The 18,130-nt window shown below is 63.6% G+C and carries 17 protein-coding genes and 1 pseudogene; 12 read left to right on the forward strand and 6 right to left on the reverse strand.

Translation table 11 applies throughout. From position 1 onward, the window contains the following. Positions 1-10: 10 nt before the first annotated feature. Positions 11-1,402 (forward strand): SLC13 family permease, encoded by a 1,392-nt coding sequence (locus O4220_RS25100; RefSeq protein ID WP_269608266.1) that lies wholly within the window; start codon positions 11-13, stop codon positions 1,400-1,402. Positions 1,403-1,514: 112 nt separating this feature from the next. Next, positions 1,515-2,651 (forward strand): PrpF domain-containing protein, encoded by a 1,137-nt coding sequence (locus tag O4220_RS25105; RefSeq protein WP_269608267.1) that lies wholly within the window; start codon positions 1,515-1,517, stop codon positions 2,649-2,651. A 10-nt stretch (positions 2,652-2,661) separates the two neighbouring features. Here the strand turns inward: O4220_RS25105 and O4220_RS25110 are convergent, their stop codons facing one another. Then, positions 2,662-3,558, reverse strand: coding sequence for a LysR family transcriptional regulator (locus O4220_RS25110; protein WP_269608268.1), 897 nt, complete (start codon positions 3,556-3,558; stop codon positions 2,662-2,664). A 182-nt stretch (positions 3,559-3,740) separates the two neighbouring features. Between O4220_RS25110 and O4220_RS25115 the strand changes: the two genes are divergently transcribed. From O4220_RS25115 to O4220_RS25140, 6 genes are all read left to right on the forward strand, one after another. Continuing rightward, entirely contained in the window at positions 3,741-4,871 is a 1,131-nt protein-coding gene (locus O4220_RS25115; protein ID WP_269608269.1) for a PrpF domain-containing protein, read from the forward strand. Between the two features lie 45 nt (positions 4,872-4,916). Next, positions 4,917-6,032 (forward strand): ABC transporter ATP-binding protein, encoded by a 1,116-nt coding sequence (locus tag O4220_RS25120; protein ID WP_269608270.1) that lies wholly within the window; start codon positions 4,917-4,919, stop codon positions 6,030-6,032. Next, positions 6,029-7,789 carry an ABC transporter permease gene (locus O4220_RS25125; RefSeq protein ID WP_269608271.1) on the forward strand — a complete coding sequence of 587 codons (1,761 nt, stop codon included), beginning with the start codon at positions 6,029-6,031 and terminating at the stop codon, positions 7,787-7,789. Before O4220_RS25120 ends, O4220_RS25125 begins: the two co-directional genes overlap by 4 nt. Beyond that, positions 7,789-8,895: an ABC transporter substrate-binding protein gene (locus O4220_RS25130; RefSeq protein WP_269608272.1), complete on the forward strand. Its 1,107-nt coding sequence runs from the start codon at positions 7,789-7,791 to the stop codon at positions 8,893-8,895. The genes O4220_RS25125 and O4220_RS25130 overlap by 1 nt, the downstream gene beginning before the upstream one ends. 114 nt (positions 8,896-9,009) lie before the next feature. Then, entirely contained in the window at positions 9,010-9,804 is a 795-nt protein-coding gene (locus O4220_RS25135) for an endonuclease/exonuclease/phosphatase family protein (RefSeq protein ID WP_269608273.1), read from the forward strand. 16 nt (positions 9,805-9,820) lie between these two features. Next, entirely contained in the window at positions 9,821-10,438 is a 618-nt protein-coding gene (locus tag O4220_RS25140; protein WP_269608274.1) for a hypothetical protein, read from the forward strand. Between the two features lie 10 nt (positions 10,439-10,448). Here the strand turns inward: O4220_RS25140 and O4220_RS25145 are convergent, their stop codons facing one another. After that, on the reverse strand, positions 10,449-11,054 hold the full coding sequence (locus tag O4220_RS25145) for a TetR/AcrR family transcriptional regulator (RefSeq protein ID WP_269608275.1): 606 nt from the start codon (positions 11,052-11,054) through the stop codon (positions 10,449-10,451). A 61-nt stretch (positions 11,055-11,115) separates the two neighbouring features. On the opposite strand from O4220_RS25145, the gene O4220_RS25150 reads away from it, so the two are divergent. The 3 genes from O4220_RS25150 (at position 11,116) to O4220_RS25160 (ending at position 14,245) form a co-directional block, all read left to right on the forward strand. Beyond that, positions 11,116-12,651: an acetyl-CoA acetyltransferase gene (locus O4220_RS25150; RefSeq protein ID WP_269608276.1), complete on the forward strand. Its 1,536-nt coding sequence runs from the start codon at positions 11,116-11,118 to the stop codon at positions 12,649-12,651. Next, the gene (locus tag O4220_RS25155) at positions 12,635-13,444 is read left to right on the forward strand and encodes an enoyl-CoA hydratase/isomerase family protein (protein ID WP_269608277.1); all 810 of its coding nucleotides are present in this window, start codon (positions 12,635-12,637) and stop codon (positions 13,442-13,444) included. The genes O4220_RS25150 and O4220_RS25155 overlap by 17 nt, the downstream gene beginning before the upstream one ends. A gap of 114 nt (positions 13,445-13,558) precedes the next feature. Beyond that, positions 13,559-14,245: a hypothetical protein gene (locus O4220_RS25160; protein ID WP_269608278.1), complete on the forward strand. Its 687-nt coding sequence runs from the start codon at positions 13,559-13,561 to the stop codon at positions 14,243-14,245. Here O4220_RS25160 and O4220_RS25165 read toward each other — a convergent pair. Both O4220_RS25165 and O4220_RS25170 read right to left on the reverse strand, forming a co-directional pair. Continuing rightward, entirely contained in the window at positions 14,218-15,123 is a 906-nt protein-coding gene (locus O4220_RS25165; protein WP_269608279.1) for a serine hydrolase, read from the reverse strand. The genes O4220_RS25160 and O4220_RS25165 overlap by 28 nt on opposite strands. Beyond that, on the reverse strand, positions 15,120-15,974 hold the full coding sequence (locus O4220_RS25170; protein WP_269608280.1) for a LysR family transcriptional regulator: 855 nt from the start codon (positions 15,972-15,974) through the stop codon (positions 15,120-15,122). The genes O4220_RS25165 and O4220_RS25170 overlap by 4 nt, the downstream gene beginning before the upstream one ends. Before the next feature lie 103 nt (positions 15,975-16,077). Between O4220_RS25170 and bla the strand changes: the two genes are divergently transcribed. Then, a complete protein-coding gene (gene bla, locus O4220_RS25175) occupies positions 16,078-17,007 on the forward strand; it encodes a class A beta-lactamase (protein ID WP_269608281.1) in 930 nt (309 codons plus the stop codon). 1 nt (position 17,008) lies between these two features. Here the strand turns inward: bla and O4220_RS25180 are convergent, their stop codons facing one another. After that, positions 17,009-17,461 (reverse strand): MarR family winged helix-turn-helix transcriptional regulator, encoded by a 453-nt coding sequence (locus O4220_RS25180; RefSeq protein ID WP_032377685.1) that lies wholly within the window; start codon positions 17,459-17,461, stop codon positions 17,009-17,011. Positions 17,462-17,549: 88 nt separating this feature from the next. Next, positions 17,550-18,130: pseudogene (locus tag O4220_RS25185) on the reverse strand (acetyl-CoA C-acyltransferase); the annotation flags it as partial.

Below are 18,130 nucleotides of genomic sequence, written 5' to 3' on the forward strand. Positions count from 1 at the left end.
AAAGACGCCCATGACTTCCATCGAGATCCTCCCGCTCATCGCATTGGTTGCGATGTTCGTGATCGCAACCTTCTTTCCGATCAACATCGGCATCCTGGGCTTCATCGGTGCCTTTGTGGTCGGGTACTTCGCACTGGGTTTCGACGACAAGGAAATCCTGAACGAGTTCCCCAGCTCGATCGTGTTGACCATCGTCGGCGTCACCTACTTCTTCGGCATGGCCAAACGCAACGGCACCATCGATCTACTGGTGAACAGCTGCATCCGGGCGGTACACGGCCGAGTGACGGTGGTTCCGTGGGTGTTCTTCTTCGTCGCCTCGGTCTTGACGGCGCTGGGCACCTTCAGCCCCGCCGCGGTCGCATTGATCGTGCCTGCAGCCATGGCCTTCGCAGCACGAACCGGCATGAGCCCGCTGGTCATGGGCATCATGGTCATCAACGGTGCCCACGCAGGAGCGTTCTCCCCGATCTCCGTCTCCGGTGTACTGGTTCGTGACATCGTCGAGAACAACGGCCTTGCGCTCGACCCGTGGACGCTGTTCTTCGCCAGCTACGGCATCAACCTGCTGCTCTCGGTGCTGACGGTCGTCGGCTACGCAGCCCTGGCCCGCGTGAAGGGCTTCGAGTACACCGCAACAGGCTCCACCGACCCCGCGCCCGGCAGCGGCCCGGTGGGCGGATCGCCGGTCAAGACGTCCGTCCCCACCGGCGGCGGCACCGGAGGTGGCAGCACGGCAGGCGGCAGCACCCAGGTGCTCACTCGCCCGACGACAACCACACTGGTCGACGCGCCGGCACCGGTCACGTTCGTACAGAAGCTCACGCTGTTCCTCATCGGCGCACTCCTGGTGCTCGTTCTCGTGCTGCATCTGCCGATCAGCTTCATCGCCATCGGAGCCGGAGCAGTCCTGGCGTTCACGGATCTGAAGAAGCAGAACGAAGCCATCGCAGACATCAGCTGGTCGACGGTTCTGCTGGTCGCAGGCATGGTCACCTACATCTCGATCCTGCAGGAAGTCGGCACCATCGATCACCTGGCCGAAATGGCGATCACCATCGGCGCTCCGATCATCGTGGCCATCGTGCTCTGCTACGTCATCGGCATCACCTCGGCGTTCGCGTCCTCCACTGCGCTGCTGGCCGCCGTGATCCCGCTGGCCATGCCACTGCTGGGCACCGGTGCACTGCCGGTCGTCGGTGTCGTCGCTGCTCTGGCCATCTCGGCCACCGTCGTCGACGTCTCGCCCTTCTCGACCAACGGTGCGCTCGTGCTGGCCAACGCACAGAACATCGAGCGCCCGCGCTTCTACCGTCAGCTGCTGCTCAACGCAGGAGTCGTCGTGGCCATCGCGCCTGCTCTGTGCTGGTTGATCCTGGTCGTCGCTCCCGCCCTGTTCTGACCGAGCAGACGCGTTAAGCGTTGCTGCACGACATGAACATATTTCGTAATTGTGCTTGAGCATCCTCTGTCGCAGGGTGGAAGCATCGGATCCTGATCGGAAGGCACATCAGATGTTCACTCTTCGTGGAACGTGGATGCGTGGAGGCACCAGCAAGTGCTGGCTGTTCAACGCGGTCGACATCGACCCGTACATCGCCGACGCCGGCGGTCTCGACAACATCCTGACCGCGGCCTTCGGTTCCGGTGACCCGCGGCAGCTCGACGGGGTCGGTGGCGGCAGCTCCACCACCTCCAAGGCAGCCATCGTGCGACGCTCGGGCGCACCCGGTATCGATGTCGACTACCTGTTCGCTCAGGTCGCCATCGAGAACCGCACCGTGGAGTGGGGCAGCAACTGCGGAAACTGCGCGACGGCAATCGGCCTCTACGCCGTGCAGACCGGCCTCGTGGCCGTCGACGATCACGTCACCGTGGTGCGGATGCGCAACGAGAACACCGGTGCGATCCTGGCGGCGGAGATCGCGACTCCCGGCGGACGCATTCCTGCCGAGGGCGACGCGGCGGTCCCCGGCACCACGGCCCTCGGCGTTCCGGTGGGGTTGACCTTCACCGATCCGGCCTCGGACCGAGTGACGATGCTTCCGACCGGCGCAGAGATCGATCGAGTATCTTTCGACAACAACGAGTTTCGCGGAACGTTCGTTCGAGCAGGTGCTCCCGCCGCATTGTTCGACGCCGCCGATTTCGGTCTGACCGGGTCGGAGACCAACGACGTCGTTGCCGCTCACGTCCCCACCCTCATCGCGCTACGCCGACAGGCCGCTCTGCGGATGGGGCTGAGCAAACCCGAAGAACCCGTCTCGCATGCCATTCCGAAGGTCGGGATCGTCGGACAACCGCATGACTACGTGACCACCACGGGTGAGCATATTGCTGCCGCCGACTACGACATCTCGGTACGCATGCTGTCGATGATGGCACCGCACCCGGCGATCGGACTGACCTCGGCGGTGGCTGTGGCCGCAGCAGCAACCGTCATCGGAGGGGTCGTCACTGCCAACGCGGGGGTCGGTCGTCCTGGGACCATTCGTATCGGTACCGCCGCGGGGGTGCTCGAGGTCGACTACACGGTGGACGACAACGGGTTGCTGCAGTCGGTCACCTTGCATCGCGCAGTCCGGCGCATCGCCACCGCAGATCTCTTCGTGGTGCCGATGCCCGCTCTGGTCGGTGCCGACGTCGCTTGAGTTCGTGGCCTCAGAACCGCGCGGCGACGTCCTGGAACATTCTCAGTAGTACCGTCGCACTCGGCGAGAGCTTCTGCTCTGCCAAGTGCGCCAACAGTATTCGGCGGGATGGTGCGCCCGTCAATGGTACCAATCGCACATCGTCGCGAATGTTCGACAGCGCCATGCGCGGTGCGAACGAGACGCCCAGATCCACCGCCACCATTGCCTGCGCTTCCTGGTAGTCGTTCGCGGCGAACGAGACAGTGGGGGAGAAGCCCGCAGCATGACATGCGCGCTCGAGCGCGGCACCGACCGGATGAGTGTCTTCCCGGGTGATCCACTGCTCGTGCTCCAGCTCTGTCATGTCCACCGAATCACGTTCGGCCAGATGATGATTGACTGCGACAACCAGCATCGGTGGGTCGACGATGAGCTGGTGCACCGTCAAATCCGAGTCGGTGATTCTGGCCCACTCGTAATCCCAGAGCAGGGACAGCTCCACCTCGCGGGTGTCGAGCATTCCCCGCAGCCCGGCGAACCGCGAGCTGCGCACCGTCAGTGCGACGGCGGGATGGCGTGATTTGAACAGCTTCACCACCGGTGGTAGCAAGCTGGCACCGGCCGTCGGAAACGTACCGATTCTCAATGTACCGGCGCGGAGGCCGGAAAGATCCTCGAGTTCGTTACGCGCAGCGTGCAATTGAGTTTCGATGCGCTCGGCGTGCCGCACCAGAACTTCGCCGGCCTCGGTCAGGCGCACCCCGCGAGCGTGTCGCTCCAGTAAGGGTTGGCCGGCTTCGAGCTCGAGCTTGCTCAATTGTTGCGACACCGCAGATGTGGTGAAGCTCAATCGAGTTGCGGCCCCGGTGATGGACCCGGTGCGCACCACCTCGACCAAGAGCAGTAGGCGTCGGGTGTCGAACATGATCGAACCACCTTTAAGTGAAAGTTAAGGTATCTCGACTTTTTCGTAATTGTACTCGACGGCTGTGTGATGCAGGCTATGTACAGCAACTACACGAGAGCTGCGTCACATGACCGCACTGCTCCCTCGAATGTTCAACTCCAAGAACGTTTTCGAGAGTAACGATCGGAAGGTATCCGAGGATGTATTCACTGCGTGGCACGTGGATGAGGGGCGGGACCAGCAAATGCTGGCTCTTCAGCTCCGTCGACGTCGAGCCACTGATCGAACAAGCAGGATCTCTGGACGAGATTCTGGTCTCCGCCTTCGGATCCGGCGACCCCCGCCAGCTCGACGGCGTCGGCGGTGGTAGCTCGACCACCTCGAAGGCGGCCATCGTCAGCAGGTCCTCCGAGGACGGAATCGACGTGGACTACCTCTTCGCGCAGGTCGCCATCGGTGACCGAAAGGTGGAGTGGGGAAGCAACTGTGGCAACTGCGCCACCGCGATCGGCCTGTACGCACTTCAGCAGGGGTTGGTGGCGATCGATCCGGTCACCACCATCGTGCGCCTGCGGAACCGCAACACCGGGGCAGTGCTGCTCACCGAGATCGATACACCGGGCGGCGTCGTTCCGTCCGAGGGATCCGCTCAGGTCGCCGGAACGTCGGCCCTCGGCGTTCCGGTCGGGCTGACGTTCATCGACCTCGGTGCCGATCGCACTCGGTTGCTACCCACCGGGTCGGTGGAGGACACCGTGGAGCTACATGGATCGCAGTACCGCGGCACCATGGTCGTCGCCGGCGCGCCCGCTGCGCTGTTCGATGCATCCGACCTGGGTATGACCGGAGCCGAGTCCGCTGCCGAACTGGCAGAACGTGTTCCGCTACTGGTCGAATTACGCCGTAGCGCAGCACTGCTCATGGGACTGTCGCGCCCGCAGGATCCGATCACGCACGCGGTGCCGAAGGTCGGCATTATCGCTCCGCCGGTGGATTACCACCTCGAAGACGGAACGCTCGTCACAGCCGGTGAATACGACGTCTGCGTGCGGATGCTCTCGATGATGGCACCGCACCCGTCCATCGGCCTGACGTCGGCAGTGGCGGTGGCGGCTGCCGCAACCGTGCGCGGCGGTGTGGTCGATCGAGTCGTCGACGGTGCCGCCACGTCGACGCTACGGCTGGGAACACCGGCCGGTGTGTTGGATGTCGATGTCGATATTGCTGCGGACGGCAACCTCACCAGTGTGACGCTGCACCGCGCTGCTCGACGTATCGCAACGGCCGAACTGTTCGTTTCCGCTGCGGCGACTGCACTTTCGATCGGATAGCTCGACCTGTGAACACGGCATCGACGACTCAAGAAAAGGAAGATCATGAAGGTTAGCATCGAGAATCTGAGCCTCGCATACTCGGGAAACACTGTTGTCCGTGACCTCGACCTGGAGATCGCCGACGGAGAATCCCTGGTGTTGCTGGGGCAGTCCGGCTGCGGTAAGACCAGCACGATGCGCTGTGTCGCAGGGCTGGAGACCCCCAGCGCGGGGCGCATCACCATCGGTGATCGTGTCGTCCACGACTCGGACAAGAACAAGACGATCCCGCCGCACAAGCGCAACGTGGGCATGGTCTTTCAGTCCTACGCGGTGTGGCCGCACCGGACGGTGTTCGACAACGTGTCGTTCTCGCTGAAGATGCAGAAGGTCAACAAGACCGAGATGAACCAGCGTGTCCTGGAAGCACTCGATCTCGTCGGGTTGGGCGAAATGGCCCACCGCGGAGCCAGCTTGCTCAGTGGCGGTCAGATGCAGCGTGTCGCGCTGGCTCGATCACTGGTGATGCGTCCCAGTGTCCTGCTGCTCGACGAGCCGTTGTCGAACCTCGATGCCCGACTGCGCGAACGGCTTCGGATGGAACTGCGCGAGCTGCAGCTCCGACTCGGGTTGACCACCGTATACGTGACGCACGATCAGGTCGAGGCGTTCGCCCTTGCCGACCGAATCGCGTTGATGCAGAACGGCCGCATCGTGCAGATCGGCACCCCCGAGGACATCTACACCTCGCCGAGGTCCGCCTCGGTGGCCGAGTTTCTGGGTGTCGGCAACATCTTCCGCGCCACGTCTGCGTCGGGACCGCGCTCGATGATGGAGCTGACGGACTTCGGACAGATTGCAGTGTCGGTCGATACAGCATCGGCGGCCGACGGCCCGGTCGTGGTGTGCCTGCGGCCCGAGGACCTCCTGGTCACGCCGTTGGACGATGCCGAGCCCGAGGGTCAGTCCTGGATGGGCACAGTCGATGTCGCCAGCTACCAGGGAGCATCCATTCGGTACCGCGTCACACTGGACGACGGCCCCGAGATCGAAGCCGTCGCCACCGGACACGCCAGCCGGATCCTGGGCATGGGAGAACGCGCACGGGTCACCGCAGTAGCCGGCGGAGCTCAGGTTCTCGTCGACGATCGCGTCGCCTCCGAGGCGGTGCCGGTATGAGCGCCCCTACCGACAATCGGCCCGTCACCACGACGAAGCCGCCGGTCGACACTCCCGCACCCCAACGCAGGCCCGGTCTGAAGAAGTGGATTCCGACGCTTCTGCAGTTGGCTCTGCTCACCGTGATCGTGCTGTTCCCGATGTTCTTCATCGTGATGGGCGCATTCACCGACAACGCCGAGCGCACGTCGCTCTTCGACTTCGGTAACTTCACCCTCGACAACTTCTCGCTGCTCGGATCCTCGACCGCGCAAAGTGCACTGTGGAATTCGGCCCTGGTCGGCATCGGGTCCTCGATCGTCGCGCTGGCGATCGGGTGCACTCTCGCCTTCCTCGCGGCACGTACCAACGTTCCTGGTCGAAAGATGATCTACGGCATCGGTATTGCGCCGCTGTTTCTCCCGGCGCTCGTCGGCGCACTGGCCTGGGCATTGCTGGCCGGACCGGCCACCGGTTACATCAACCTGATTCTGACCGCGATCGGTCTTCCCGGCTTCATCGACATCTACAGCTTCGGCGGAATGATCTTCATCCTCGGCATCTACTACGCGCCGTATCCGTTCCTGATGGTCCACTCCGCGCTCTCGCTGATGAATCCGGACCTCGAGGACGCCGCGAGTCTGCACGGTGCGAAGTTGACGAAGATGCTCAGCAAGATCACGTTCCCGCTCGTCATGCCTGCCGTGATCGGTTCGGGCATCCTGGTTTTCGCACTCACCGTGGAGAACTTCCCGGTTGCACAGGTGATCGGTGTTCCCGGCGGAGTCGACACCCTGCCGACTCTGATCTACCGATTGATGAACGCTTCGCCTGCCCGCGGTAACGACGCAGCTGCTGTCGCCGTCGTCCTCACCGTCCTGCTGGTCGCCGTCGTCGCATTCCAGCAGCGCGCCATGAGCAGTAAGGAATACACCACCGTCAGCGGTAAAGGTGTTCGCGCACGACAGGTTCCGCTGCGGGCATGGCGCATCCCGGCTGCCGTCTTCGCGTGGGTCTACTTCACCCTCGCCGTTCTCCTGCCGCTCATCGCCCTGGTGTTGGCTGCGCTGCAGACCAGCCCGTACGTCGCGAACATCGGTCAGCTCTTCGACTCCGGTGCCCTGTCGTTCTGGGGACTGGGAGAAACCCTGCGCAGTGCCGACTTCCACAGCGTGATGACCAACAGCGTCATCGTCGGTGTCGCCACCGCCGCCATCGGTACCGCGTTCTGCTTTGCTCTGGCATACACGAGGTATCGCACGAACGCTCCCGGCCGAAAGCTGTTGGAATACCTGGCAATGCTGCCGCTTGCCGTTCCTGCCATCGTGCTCGGCCTGGGTCTGCTGTGGACCTGGTTGGCGCTTCCGCTGCCGATCTACGGAACACTCGCGGTGCTGGTGATCGCGTTCGTCGCTGTCACCATTCCGCAGGGCTATCGCGGTGTATCGGCGTCGATCATCCAGTTGGACAAAGACTTGGAAGACAGCGCGGTCATGTTGGGCGCACGGCGGCATCGGGCGATCTCGTTCGTCACCGCTCCGCTGCTCAAGGTCGGACTGTCCTCGACCTTCCTGTTGCTGCTGATGCTGTCCATGCGTGAGCTCACCGCAGCGCTGTTCCTGTTCACCTCCGACACCCGGCTGCTGTCGATCGCGATCTTCGACGCCTACGACAACGGCTCGTTCCAGTCGGCAGCCGAGTTGAGCCTGCTGTACTGCGTCGTCATCGGAGTTCTCGCCGTCCTCTCGCGTCGCTTCGGATCCAAGGAAACTGTCTGATGAGAAAATTGGTCACAGCAATCGCGCTGGGTGTCGCAGTGGTAACGGCCACGGCCTGCTCTCCGCCACCGGAACGCCCCGCTCTGGCTCGGGCGGCGGAAGAGATCATCACCGACAACGGCCTCGTCATCGACGGCGAGCAGATCGCCGATCCGGATCTGTGGACGCGGGCCCAGGCCGAGGGTGGCATCACCCTGTACAGCGGTTACACCGCGGTCACCGAGGCCACGGTGCTGAAGAACTTCGAGAAGGACACCGGACTCGACGTCAAGCTCGTGCGGCTCACCCCGAACCGGCTGTACGAGCGACTGGTGGCCGAGTACGGCGCGGGTCGTCTCGACGCGGACGTCGTGCGAATCTCCGATGCCGGTTTCGTCAGCGGACTCAGCGAGCGGGGTGTGTTCCAGCCGTACACACCGCCCACGGCCGGCGAGCTACAGGACGACGTGGTGTTCGACGGCGGCAACTACTACCGCACCTTCGACCCGATCTACACGATGGGCTACAACAGTGCGCTCATCGAGGGCGACGACAGGCCGGCGTCCTGGTCGGATCTTCTCGACGATCGGTGGAAGGGCAATCTGGGTATCGCTCAGGCCGGAGCCGGCGGTAGCGCACTGGCACTGACTCGGTTCCAGCGTGAGGTACTCGGTGACGACTACCTGCGTGAATACTCCTCGGAGGCACGGGTGTTCGACTCCATCGGAGCTCAGCTCGATGCTCTCGCCCGCGGTGAGATCGAAGCAGGGACCGTGGTGGTGAGCAGCGTCAACATCGCCAACAACGAGAATGCGCCGGTCAACTTCGTGGTTCCGGAGGAGGGACTCACCGCCTACGACTACTACACCGGTGTTGCATCCACAGCGAAAAACATTGCGGCCGCTCAGGTATTCATGAACTGGAACCTCTCCAAGAGGGGACAGCAGGTCTTCAGCGATCTCGGTGAGTACTCGGTGCGCAACGACATCGACCCGCCGGTGATCCGCGGAATCGAACTGCCGAAGTTCACCGACCCCAAGGTCAACCGAATCACGCAGTCGGAGTCTATCGAGAACTCCGCCGACGACCAGGAGGCGTGGAACGCGATCTTCGGTTACAACGAATAGAAGAACCCCCTCATTCGCGGCCGCCGAGGTAATGGGACTCGGCGGCCGCGAATATGTCTGCACCGAGACGATATTCGGTGGTGCGGGCACAGGGTGCGCCGATACGCTCGCGCGGTGAAGGTGATATCGATCAACGCCTGGGGCGGTGCCCGGCACGACGCGCTGATTCCGTGGATCAGCGAAGTGGATGCAGACATCGTCTGTGTCCAGGAGGTGACGCGTACTCCGCGCGGGTCGGGTTGGGCCACCTTTTCGGACGGCGAGCGCACGTTGCCGCAGCGGTTGAATCTGTTCGACGACATCTCATCGGTGCTGGTGGGATACAGATCGCACTTCATTGCCCACGACGCCGGGCCGGTCACCGATCGCGACGGAACGCGGTGGCGTCAGGACTTCGGCATCGCGACGTGGGTACGCGACGACTTCCCGATCGTGGGTCTCGACGCCCGTTTTGTGCATTCGGAGTTCGTGAACCACGTCGATTGGACTGTCGAGGACCGCCCGCGTGCCGCCCTCACCGTTACCGTGCGAGACCCGTCGAGCAGTCGAATCGTATCGATTGTCCAACTTCACGGGCTCCGTGATCCGGCGGGCAAGCACGACACTCCTGCTCGCGCGGATCAAGCTCGTAGACTGTCGGCCATCGTCGAACAGATGCACTCGACGAGCGACGTCGTCGCGCTGTGCGGCGATCTGAACCTGCTGCCGACCAGTGCCACCTTCCAGGTGTTGGGCCGGCAGGGAATGGTCGACCTGGTCGGCGAAGCCGATACGCGAACGTCGCTCTATCGCAAGCCGATTCGCAGTGCCAGCTACTTTCTGATCTCTCGGGTGGACTCTGTGCGGCACTTCGAAGTAGTACAGCAACCGGAAGTATCCGATCACCGGGCTCTGCTGCTCGAGCTGTGAAACGGTGCGGCGCCAGATGTCCCGTGTGACACTGTTCGCCATGAAGCGTTGTCTACGCTGTGTTCTCGTTCTGGCAGTCGTTCTGCCACTGACGGTGGTTCTGATGTTCGCTCGCCCGGGGGTTGCGCTCGCGTGCACCTGTGCCTACTACCCGGGCGGCTCACAGGTGGAACAGCAACTCGCCGATTTCGCCCAGGGGGAGAACGCAATCTTCACAGGCTCGCCCGTGGCCGAGCGTCGAGAGGACTTCACTGTCTACTACGACTTCGAGGTCCGTGAAGTCTTCCGAGGTGAGGTCGGCAAGACAACGACCGTCTCGACCGCAGGTGACAGCGCCGCGTGTGGCACCACCTTCGATGTGAAAGAGGAGTACCTGGTTTTCGCGACGACCTATGACACCCAGGACGCACCGCTATCGGTCAACAGCTGCTCGGCAACAACACTTTCGAGCGACACTGCGACGCGGACCGCGACCGTGAAGCAATTCGGGGAGCCACGCGAGGTAGTCGTGAACGGCGGCGTTCCGACCCTTCTGGTAATCGTGATCGGGTTCGGCGCATTCGCCGCGGCAGCCGGAGGTGCGGCGGGGTGGAGTCTGTACAGACGGAGATCCCGATATTCGGCGGACGACTAGCGAGACGGCGTCAGAGTTTGCCGACACCGTCGAGGACCGCGTCGACCAGATTCTCGGCGTAGAGTCGGTCGGTCCTGGCTCGATCGGAACCGGAGCGATGCGAGAAGATGACGTGGCTGAGTACCGCTCCTGTCACCAGTTCGAGAATCCTGGTGGTATCGGCGGACTCTACCAATTCACCTCTACCCTGAGCGCGATGCACGATGAGGCGCGCGGCAACCAGTCGGCTTCGGTTGAGAGTGTCGATCATGTGTCCGAGAAGATCGGGGTGCACCCGTGCATCGAGGGCGACCCTCAGACTGACCAAACCGGCGGTTCCTCGGTAGCCCTGCAGAAGCTGCACTGCGAGTTCGACGAGATCCGCTCGCAGCGTGCCGAGGTCGATCAGAGTCGCGAGTGGACTCCTGGCTTCCAACGCGTCGACGACCAGGGCCCCCTTCGAGTTCCAGCGACGATAGAGCGCTGCCCTACCGACCGAAGCGCGGCGGGCAACGGCGTCGAGTGTGAAGCCTGACCACCCCTTTTCCCAGTACACCTCGAGCACCGCGTCGTAGACGCGGTCTTCCAGATGCGGATCGCGAGGACGACCCCGTCGGCTCTTGGCTTCGTCGGTCATCCCCGGATTGTCGCACCCGCCGGCATTGCAGACAATCTCTGTCTGTAATAGATTTCCGTTCATGAGTTCTGTACGCCACGAGGCGTCGACCGTGGATCCGGCACGTATTCCGGTGATCGTGGCTATCGGTGAAACAAGCGGACGCGGCGAACCCGTGGGCGTCGAACCCATGGAACTGATCACGCTGGCTGCGACTGCGGCACTCCAGGACTCGCCGACCTCGGAGCCGTGGATTCGTCGCGCGGACAGCATCGCGTTCTGCCATATTGCCAGCTGGGCCTATGCCAGTCCCGCAGGTGCATTGGCACGCAGATTCGGTGCCACACCAGCAGATCTGTTCGACGCTCCGATCGGTGGGCAATGGCCTGCGCGGCTTCTCGATCGCGCGGCCGCGCGCATCGCTTCCGGAGAGTCGACGGTGGCGGTGATCGCAGGCGGTGAAGCCCAGGCCTCGATGAGCGCACTGGTCAAAGCCGGTCGAGACCCCGTCGACGACGGTGGGTGGAGCACGGATCCGGGCGGCCCGCCCACCTTCGATCTCGATCAACTCGGCAGCGTTGCAATGCACGAAGCCGGTCTGATCTCACCGGTCCGGATCTATCCGTTGTTCGAGAGCCGCTTTCGCTTCGAGACCGGCCTGGATCCGGAAGCACGGCAGGCCGAGTGCAGCGAGCTGTATGCGACCTTCTCCGTCGTCTCCGAGAAGAATCCGTACTCGTGGAACGGCCGAGCGCGCACTGCCGCAGACATCGGCACGCCGTCGCCGAAGAACCGCATCGTGTGCGAGCCGTATCCGCTGTCGATGAACGCCATGCCGTTCGTCGACCAGGCGGCGTGCATCGTGGTGACGAGCTTGTCCGAAGCCCGCGAACGCGGTGTGCCCGAGAGCGACATCGTCTACGTCTGGGGAGGCGCTGGTGCCGAGGACACCGTGGACATTCTCGACCGAAGTAGTTTCGGCCGGTCCCCAGCGATGCAAGACGCGATGGACCGCGCGTTGCACGGAGCGGAGATCGGGGTCGAGCATCTGGACGTGTTGGACGTCTACAGCTGCTTTCCGATCGTGCCGACTCTCGCCACACGTCACCTCGGAACGCCGAAGTCGTTGATTCCCAGCGTGACCGGCGGGCACTCGTCTTTCGGTGGGCCGCTCAGTAGTCATTCTCTGCATTCGATCACCGCATCGGTTCGGGAGATTCGTGGCGGGAAGAGGTGCGCGCTGGTGCACGCGAACGGTGGCTATCTGACGTACCACCACTCCGTGCTGTTGGCTGGCGACCAACATCCGCTCGGCTACATCGGAAATCCCGAACCCGCAGTGCTGACGGCGGATCCGCCGCCTCGAGCACCTGTCGAGGACGGCGATCTGGTGGTGGAGACTGTCTCCGTCGAGCATTCGCGGCAGCAGGAACCGAACCAGGCTTTCCTCGTCGGGAAGGACGAGCGCGGACGACGTGTTGCTGCCCAGACGGCACCCGGCGATACGGCCAGTGCGCATGCGTTGTCCCTCTATCGACGCGAACCCGCACGCGAAATCATCGGAGCAACAGTCAGTGTCGAATCGAACGAGGGGAACATTCGTGTCCGAGGCCGATAGCATCGAACCTGTTGTACTGACGAGGCGTGACGGTCATGTACTCGTTGTCACGATCAACCGATCGAAGGCCGCCAACAGCATCGACGCACGCGTGCACACGCTGCTCGGACAGGCTTGGGAGTCGGCCGAGGCCGACAGCGACATCCGTGCGATCGTCTTGACCGGTGCGGGATCGGCGACCTTCTGTGGGGGTGCCGATCTGAAAGCCCTCGGCACCGGAGGTCCCGGCGCGGTGACTCCGCCCGAGACCGAGCACTGGGGTTTCGCTGGGATTGTCCAACATCCGATTTCGGTTCCCGTCATCTCGGCAGTGAACGGGTCCGCGATGGGAGGCGGAACCGAGATCGCTCTGGCCTCGGATATGGTCGTCGCCTCGGACACGGCCGTATTCGGCCTGCCCGAAATTCGCCGCGGACTGGTCGCGGGTGCAGGTGGTGCCTTTCGGCTGATGTCTGCGGTACCGGAACACGTTGCGTTGGAGATGATCTTGACGGGCCAGCCGATATCCGCGCATGAGGCCGCACGATGGGGGTTGGTCAACAGGGTTGTCGCGCCCGAAGACGTTCTCGGCACGGCACTCGGTCTCGCTCGCCTCTGCGCGGAGGGTGCGCCGCTCGCGGTGCGCGCATCCAAGCGGCTGGCCCGACGCATCACCGACGGCACCATCGCGCACGAGGCTGACTCATGGCAGCAGAACCGTCGTGAATTGGATCGACTCGCCACCACGAAGGACGTCGTCGAAGGAATCACCGCATTCCTGCAGAAACGCGAACCGACATGGACCGCGCAGTGAACGGTCGGCACTGAAGAACACTGTTACCCAAGCGTGACCTGCTTAGCGCAAGTAACGGAGTCGTGCCCGAGGCGATAGACCGGGCACGATGTTCGTCGCGAGTGGGGAGTCGTCATGAGAGTGCGTTCTTCGATCGGATCCGCCCTGTTGACAGTGGTGGCCGTCGCCGCCCTGACGGCGTGCGGCGACGATGACGCTGGGCCCGCCCCGCATTCAGTAGCGACGTCCACCCCGGTGGCCGGTGCCCAACCAGGAGCTTCGGTCGAGAACGCGCCATCGGAGAGTCCGGTGGCCGCTGAACCGGATACCAGCGATGGATCAGGGCCTATCGACGCGTCGGTACCACCTTCGACTGCTGCTGAGCCGGTGGCGGTCGAGCCGCCCGTTCAGGTGCCGGTGCAGCCGCAGATTCCCCCTGCATCGAACCCCGGCGGTGACGACCTCGCGTCGACGATCATGGGGGATTGGCAGCGGCACGCAAGCATTCTTCATCTCGATCCCGACCCGGCGAGCAGCACGTTCAGTACCGGATCGAGTTGCTGTGACGTCGAAACCTGGACGGCCACCTACACGCCGATCGGTGACGACAAGGAAGACGGCGTGGTCGTCACGCTGGTGCAGCGCACATTCGTGGCCGGTGAAGGGCTGGGCGGAGTTCTGTACGAGGGCAAGCGATTCGAGGCCTCGCCGAGCGTGGGATACAACAACACCCGGGTGTTGATGACCTACGATCTGGGCGACGCTCCCGGGGTCAACACGTGGTGTCGATCCGGTCACGGCGTTCCCGAATGCGGTGCCTGACGGACCGCAGTCACCGCGATTCTGGCCGCATGGCCGATGGCCTGATCTACCAGCGGGAGGTACAGGTCCATCCGCGCTGCCCTGGTGAACACCGACACCGCAACGGGCTTCTCGTCTGGAAACGAGACCACGGCGACCTCGTTGCGAATGGGGCCGATGGTGCCGGTCTTACCCGAGACCTGCACATCCGGGTACGGAATTCCGCTACGAATTCTGTGCGGCCATACTTGTTGCGACAGAACTTCTTTCATATACCCGCACTGCGCCTGCGATGCCGCGGTGCCCATCCAGATCGAGCGCAGAACGGTGTTGCTGTCACGGGGGGTGGTGCACGAGGTGTACGCCGGATCGAAGCCCGAGCTGTCGACCACTGTGTAGTTGCTGGCCAGTAAGCCCAGTGCCTCGTCCGCGCTCAACCGGCCGGTATCTCGGACGATCTGATCACCCAGTTGTTTCGTGCCGCCGACGATCCGAGTCTGCTCCAGCCCGAGATCCTCGATCACAGTGGCAAGCGAATCCAGGCCGAGGGCACCGAGAAGCGCGTCGGCAGCGGCATTGTCGGAGACGGTGATCATCGACCGTGCGATGTCACGCCAACTCATCGTCACCGGATCCGCGAAACTTGCGATGCCCGTCGGACCGGGACTGCACTGTGCGGGGACCAGTCGCACCGAATCGGTTGCAGTCAGTGATCCCTCGTCGAATGCCCGTGCCGCGGCGACCAGCAGCACGATCTTCCACACCGACGCGGCGACGACGGCGTCGTCTCCCTCGTAGTCGACAGCCGTGCCGGTGCCGTCGATCCGCTCGGCTCGTACCCAACCGCGACAGCCTGCGTCGGCGAATACGGCGCGCAGCTGTTCGTCGGTCGTATTCACTTGTCGGCCTGCAACAGGATTCGATCGATGAGATTGACCAGAGACTCTGCCTCGTCGTTGCGGCGCACGATACGCACTCGCAGAGCAACGTCGTCGGAAGCGAGGTCGAGATGATCGGTGCCCGGCAGTACCGGACTCGTGGCAGGTACGAGCCCGAAACATCGACCTGACGCAACGCCGATCGTGACGGCGCGAAAGGTGTTCGCAACGAACACCTCTGGATCGAGGGCGTGGCGGCGAAACGCATCGAGCAGCAGGTCGTGTGCAGGTGGATTCGCAGCCCGCGGCGTTGTTGCGAAGACGAGGTCGGACAACATGGTCAGTCGCGGACGCGCCGCTCGGGCCGACCTGTGACCGACAGGAACGCTGATCCGCCGGGGTAGCGCAATGACTGGTCCGGCCACCAGTCGATCGAGTACCACCGGGTGATCGATCACTGCAACATCGAGTTCGTGTGATCGCACGCGGTCCAGCAAAGACACTGCACCGCCGGTCTCCACCCGCGCTTGGACTCCGACGGACGCGGCGATACGTGCGGCCAGTGCATCGTCCAGTTGGGGAATGAGGCCGATGCGGACCGTCTCGGACGCGGTGAGTGACTCTGCCGTGGTGGTCAATCGGCGTGCGTCGTCGACGATCAAGCGAGCCCGTGGCAGCAGCGCAGCCCCATGCTCGGTGATGGCGGCACCGTCGGGTGTCCGCTCCACGAGCACGAGACCGAGGTGTTTCTCCAGGGCCTTGATCGCCCGAGACACGGGTGGCTGCGTCACGCCCAGAGCGGCCGCTGCGCGGCCGAAGTGCCGTTCCTCGGCGACGGCAACGAAATACTCGAGATGGCGAACAAGATCCACCGACCTATTGAAACACGTCGACCTGCCGCGATACCGAAAGGGAATGACGCTGCAGTACCTCGGGACTTGGCTCGGAGGCGAGCGGGTGTGATCGCATGACCCCATGCGTACCTCGACATCCACCCGACTGATCACCGTGATCGCAGCGGCGGCGCTGACTGCCGGAGTTGCCTGTTCCTCGACGGCCACCACCGAACCACCACGATCCCAGACGAGTGTGGCTCAGCCTGCGAGCGAAAAGTCCAGTGCCGAACAGGCATATCTCGAACTCGAGGCCAGGGACACTGCGCGGCTCGGCGTCAGTGTGCTCGATCTCGCGACCGGTTCCACGCAGAGTCACCGCGGCGACGAACGTTTCGCGTTCTGCTCCACCTTCAAGGTGTATGCCGTCGGTGCCGTACTTGCCGCCGTCGATGCAGGCAGGTTGCAGCTCAGCGACACCAGAACGATCACCGCCGAGGACAAAGTGCCCGAATCGGCGGTCGATTGGGCCCCAGGCTCCGTCGTCACTATCGCAGACTTGGCGGCGGCCGCACTGACCAAGAGCGACAACACATCCGGCAATCTGCTGATTCGCGAGGCAGGCGGCACCGCGGCACTCACCGACTTCGCGCGATCACTCGGTGACACCGAATTTCGACTCGATCGCACCGAGCCGGAATTGAACACGGCAATCCCGGGTGATCCACGGGACACCACGACACCCGACTCGCTGGCCGCCGGGTACCGAACCCTGCTCGACGGCGATGTTCTGACCGAGGCCTCGCGCAATCAACTACTCGAGTGGATGGGCGACACCGAGACGTCCACCGCCCGGTTCCGAGCGGGCATCGCGCCGCAATGGACTTCGGCCGACAAGACCGGCACCGGAAGTTACGGCGTCTCCAACGATGCCGGACTGCTGCTCGGACCGGATGGGCAGAGGATCCTGCTGGTCGTGCTCAGTGCGACGACGTCGGGGGTGGAGGACTCGCCGGCGATGAACCCCTTGGTGGCCGACGCGACCAGAGCGGCCGTGCAACAGGTGGAGTGAATCAACCCTCGGCACGTCGAACGGCGTCGACCAACGGAACGAGATCCGGCTCATCGGATGCTTCGTCGAGAGCCTCGCGCAACGCCGCATCGTTGGTCGGCCGCGCGGCCTCGAGCAGGGCCAGGCCTTCTTCGCTGACGTCGGTGTAGATACCTCGGCGATCGGTGGGGCACAGGTACCGAGTGAGCAGCCCCCGATCCTCGAGCCGAGTGACCAGGCGGGTCGTGGCACTCTGGCTCAGCACGACGGCGTCGGCCACCTGTTTCATCTGGAGGTGGCCGCCGACCCCGTCGTGCTGCCTGCCCAGGACGTCGAGCAGCCAGTACTCGCGCGCGCTGAGATTGTGGTTGGTCTGCAGCGCACGCTCGATGCGGCTTTCGATACGTCCGTGGAGGACCGCAAGCGCAAGCCAATTCTGCGCGAGGGCAGTCAGGGCGGGGTCGTGTGCGCTCATTGGTCGTGCCTTTCGATACCTGTACTCGTGACCACCCACCATACCGCGCCCACAATTAACGGCGTCTGCAATTACCTTCTCGACCGCCTTACTTTTTCGGTACTCGAACGATGAGAGCGTCGCCCTGTCCACCGCCGCCGCACAGTGCGGCTGCGCCGACTCCGCCGCCGCGTCGCTGCAGCTCGAGGGCCAAGTGTAATGCGATGCGGGCACCGGACATACCGAGGGGATGTCCGATGGAGATCGCCCCACCGTTGACGTTGACGATCTCGGGATCGATGCCGAGATCGCGTGTCGACGCGATTCCGACCGCCGCGAACGCCTCGTTGATCTCGACGACATCGAGGTCCTTCGGGTCGATGCCGTCCTTCTCGCACGCCTTGGCAATCGCCCGGGCCGGCTGTGACTGCAGAGTGGAGTCGGGACCGGCCACCACTCCGTGGGCGCCGATCTCGGCGAGCCAGGTCAAACCGAGCGACTCGGCCTTGTCCTTGCTCATCACGACGACGGCGGCAGCACCGTCGGAGATCTGTGACGCCGATCCCGCGGTGACGGTTCCGGCTTTGTCGAAGGCGGGTCGAAGCTTGCCGAGGGAATCGACGGTGGTGTCGGCTCGGATGCCTTCGTCTTCCGTGAACTGGATCGGATCGCCCTTGCGCTGCGGGATCG

This window comes from Rhodococcus ruber (assembly GCF_027270735.1).
GTDB classification, from domain to species: domain Bacteria; phylum Actinomycetota; class Actinomycetes; order Mycobacteriales; family Mycobacteriaceae; genus Rhodococcoides; species Rhodococcoides rubrum_A.

Excerpts from the sequence above, each read along its gene's own strand:
- bla (WP_269608281.1), top strand. The coding sequence starts at position 16,078 with ATGCGTACCTCGACATCCACCCGACTGATCACCGTGATCGCAGCGGCG.
- O4220_RS25110 (WP_269608268.1), bottom strand. The coding sequence starts at position 3,558 with ATGTTCGACACCCGACGCCTACTGCTCTTGGTCGAGGTGGTGCGCACC.
- O4220_RS25120 (WP_269608270.1), top strand. The coding sequence starts at position 4,917 with ATGAAGGTTAGCATCGAGAATCTGAGCCTCGCATACTCGGGAAACACT.
- O4220_RS25150 (WP_269608276.1), top strand. The coding sequence starts at position 11,116 with ATGAGTTCTGTACGCCACGAGGCGTCGACCGTGGATCCGGCACGTATT.
- O4220_RS25100 (WP_269608266.1), top strand. The coding sequence starts at position 11 with ATGACTTCCATCGAGATCCTCCCGCTCATCGCATTGGTTGCGATGTTC.
- O4220_RS25140 (WP_269608274.1), top strand. The coding sequence starts at position 9,821 with ATGTCCCGTGTGACACTGTTCGCCATGAAGCGTTGTCTACGCTGTGTT.
- O4220_RS25130 (WP_269608272.1), top strand. The coding sequence starts at position 7,789 with ATGAGAAAATTGGTCACAGCAATCGCGCTGGGTGTCGCAGTGGTAACG.
- O4220_RS25115 (WP_269608269.1), top strand. The coding sequence starts at position 3,741 with ATGTATTCACTGCGTGGCACGTGGATGAGGGGCGGGACCAGCAAATGC.
- O4220_RS25125 (WP_269608271.1), top strand. The coding sequence starts at position 6,029 with ATGAGCGCCCCTACCGACAATCGGCCCGTCACCACGACGAAGCCGCCG.
- O4220_RS25160 (WP_269608278.1), top strand. The coding sequence starts at position 13,559 with ATGAGAGTGCGTTCTTCGATCGGATCCGCCCTGTTGACAGTGGTGGCC.
- O4220_RS25145 (WP_269608275.1), bottom strand. The coding sequence starts at position 11,054 with ATGACCGACGAAGCCAAGAGCCGACGGGGTCGTCCTCGCGATCCGCAT.
- O4220_RS25180 (WP_032377685.1), bottom strand. The coding sequence starts at position 17,461 with ATGAGCGCACACGACCCCGCCCTGACTGCCCTCGCGCAGAATTGGCTT.
- O4220_RS25105 (WP_269608267.1), top strand. The coding sequence starts at position 1,515 with ATGTTCACTCTTCGTGGAACGTGGATGCGTGGAGGCACCAGCAAGTGC.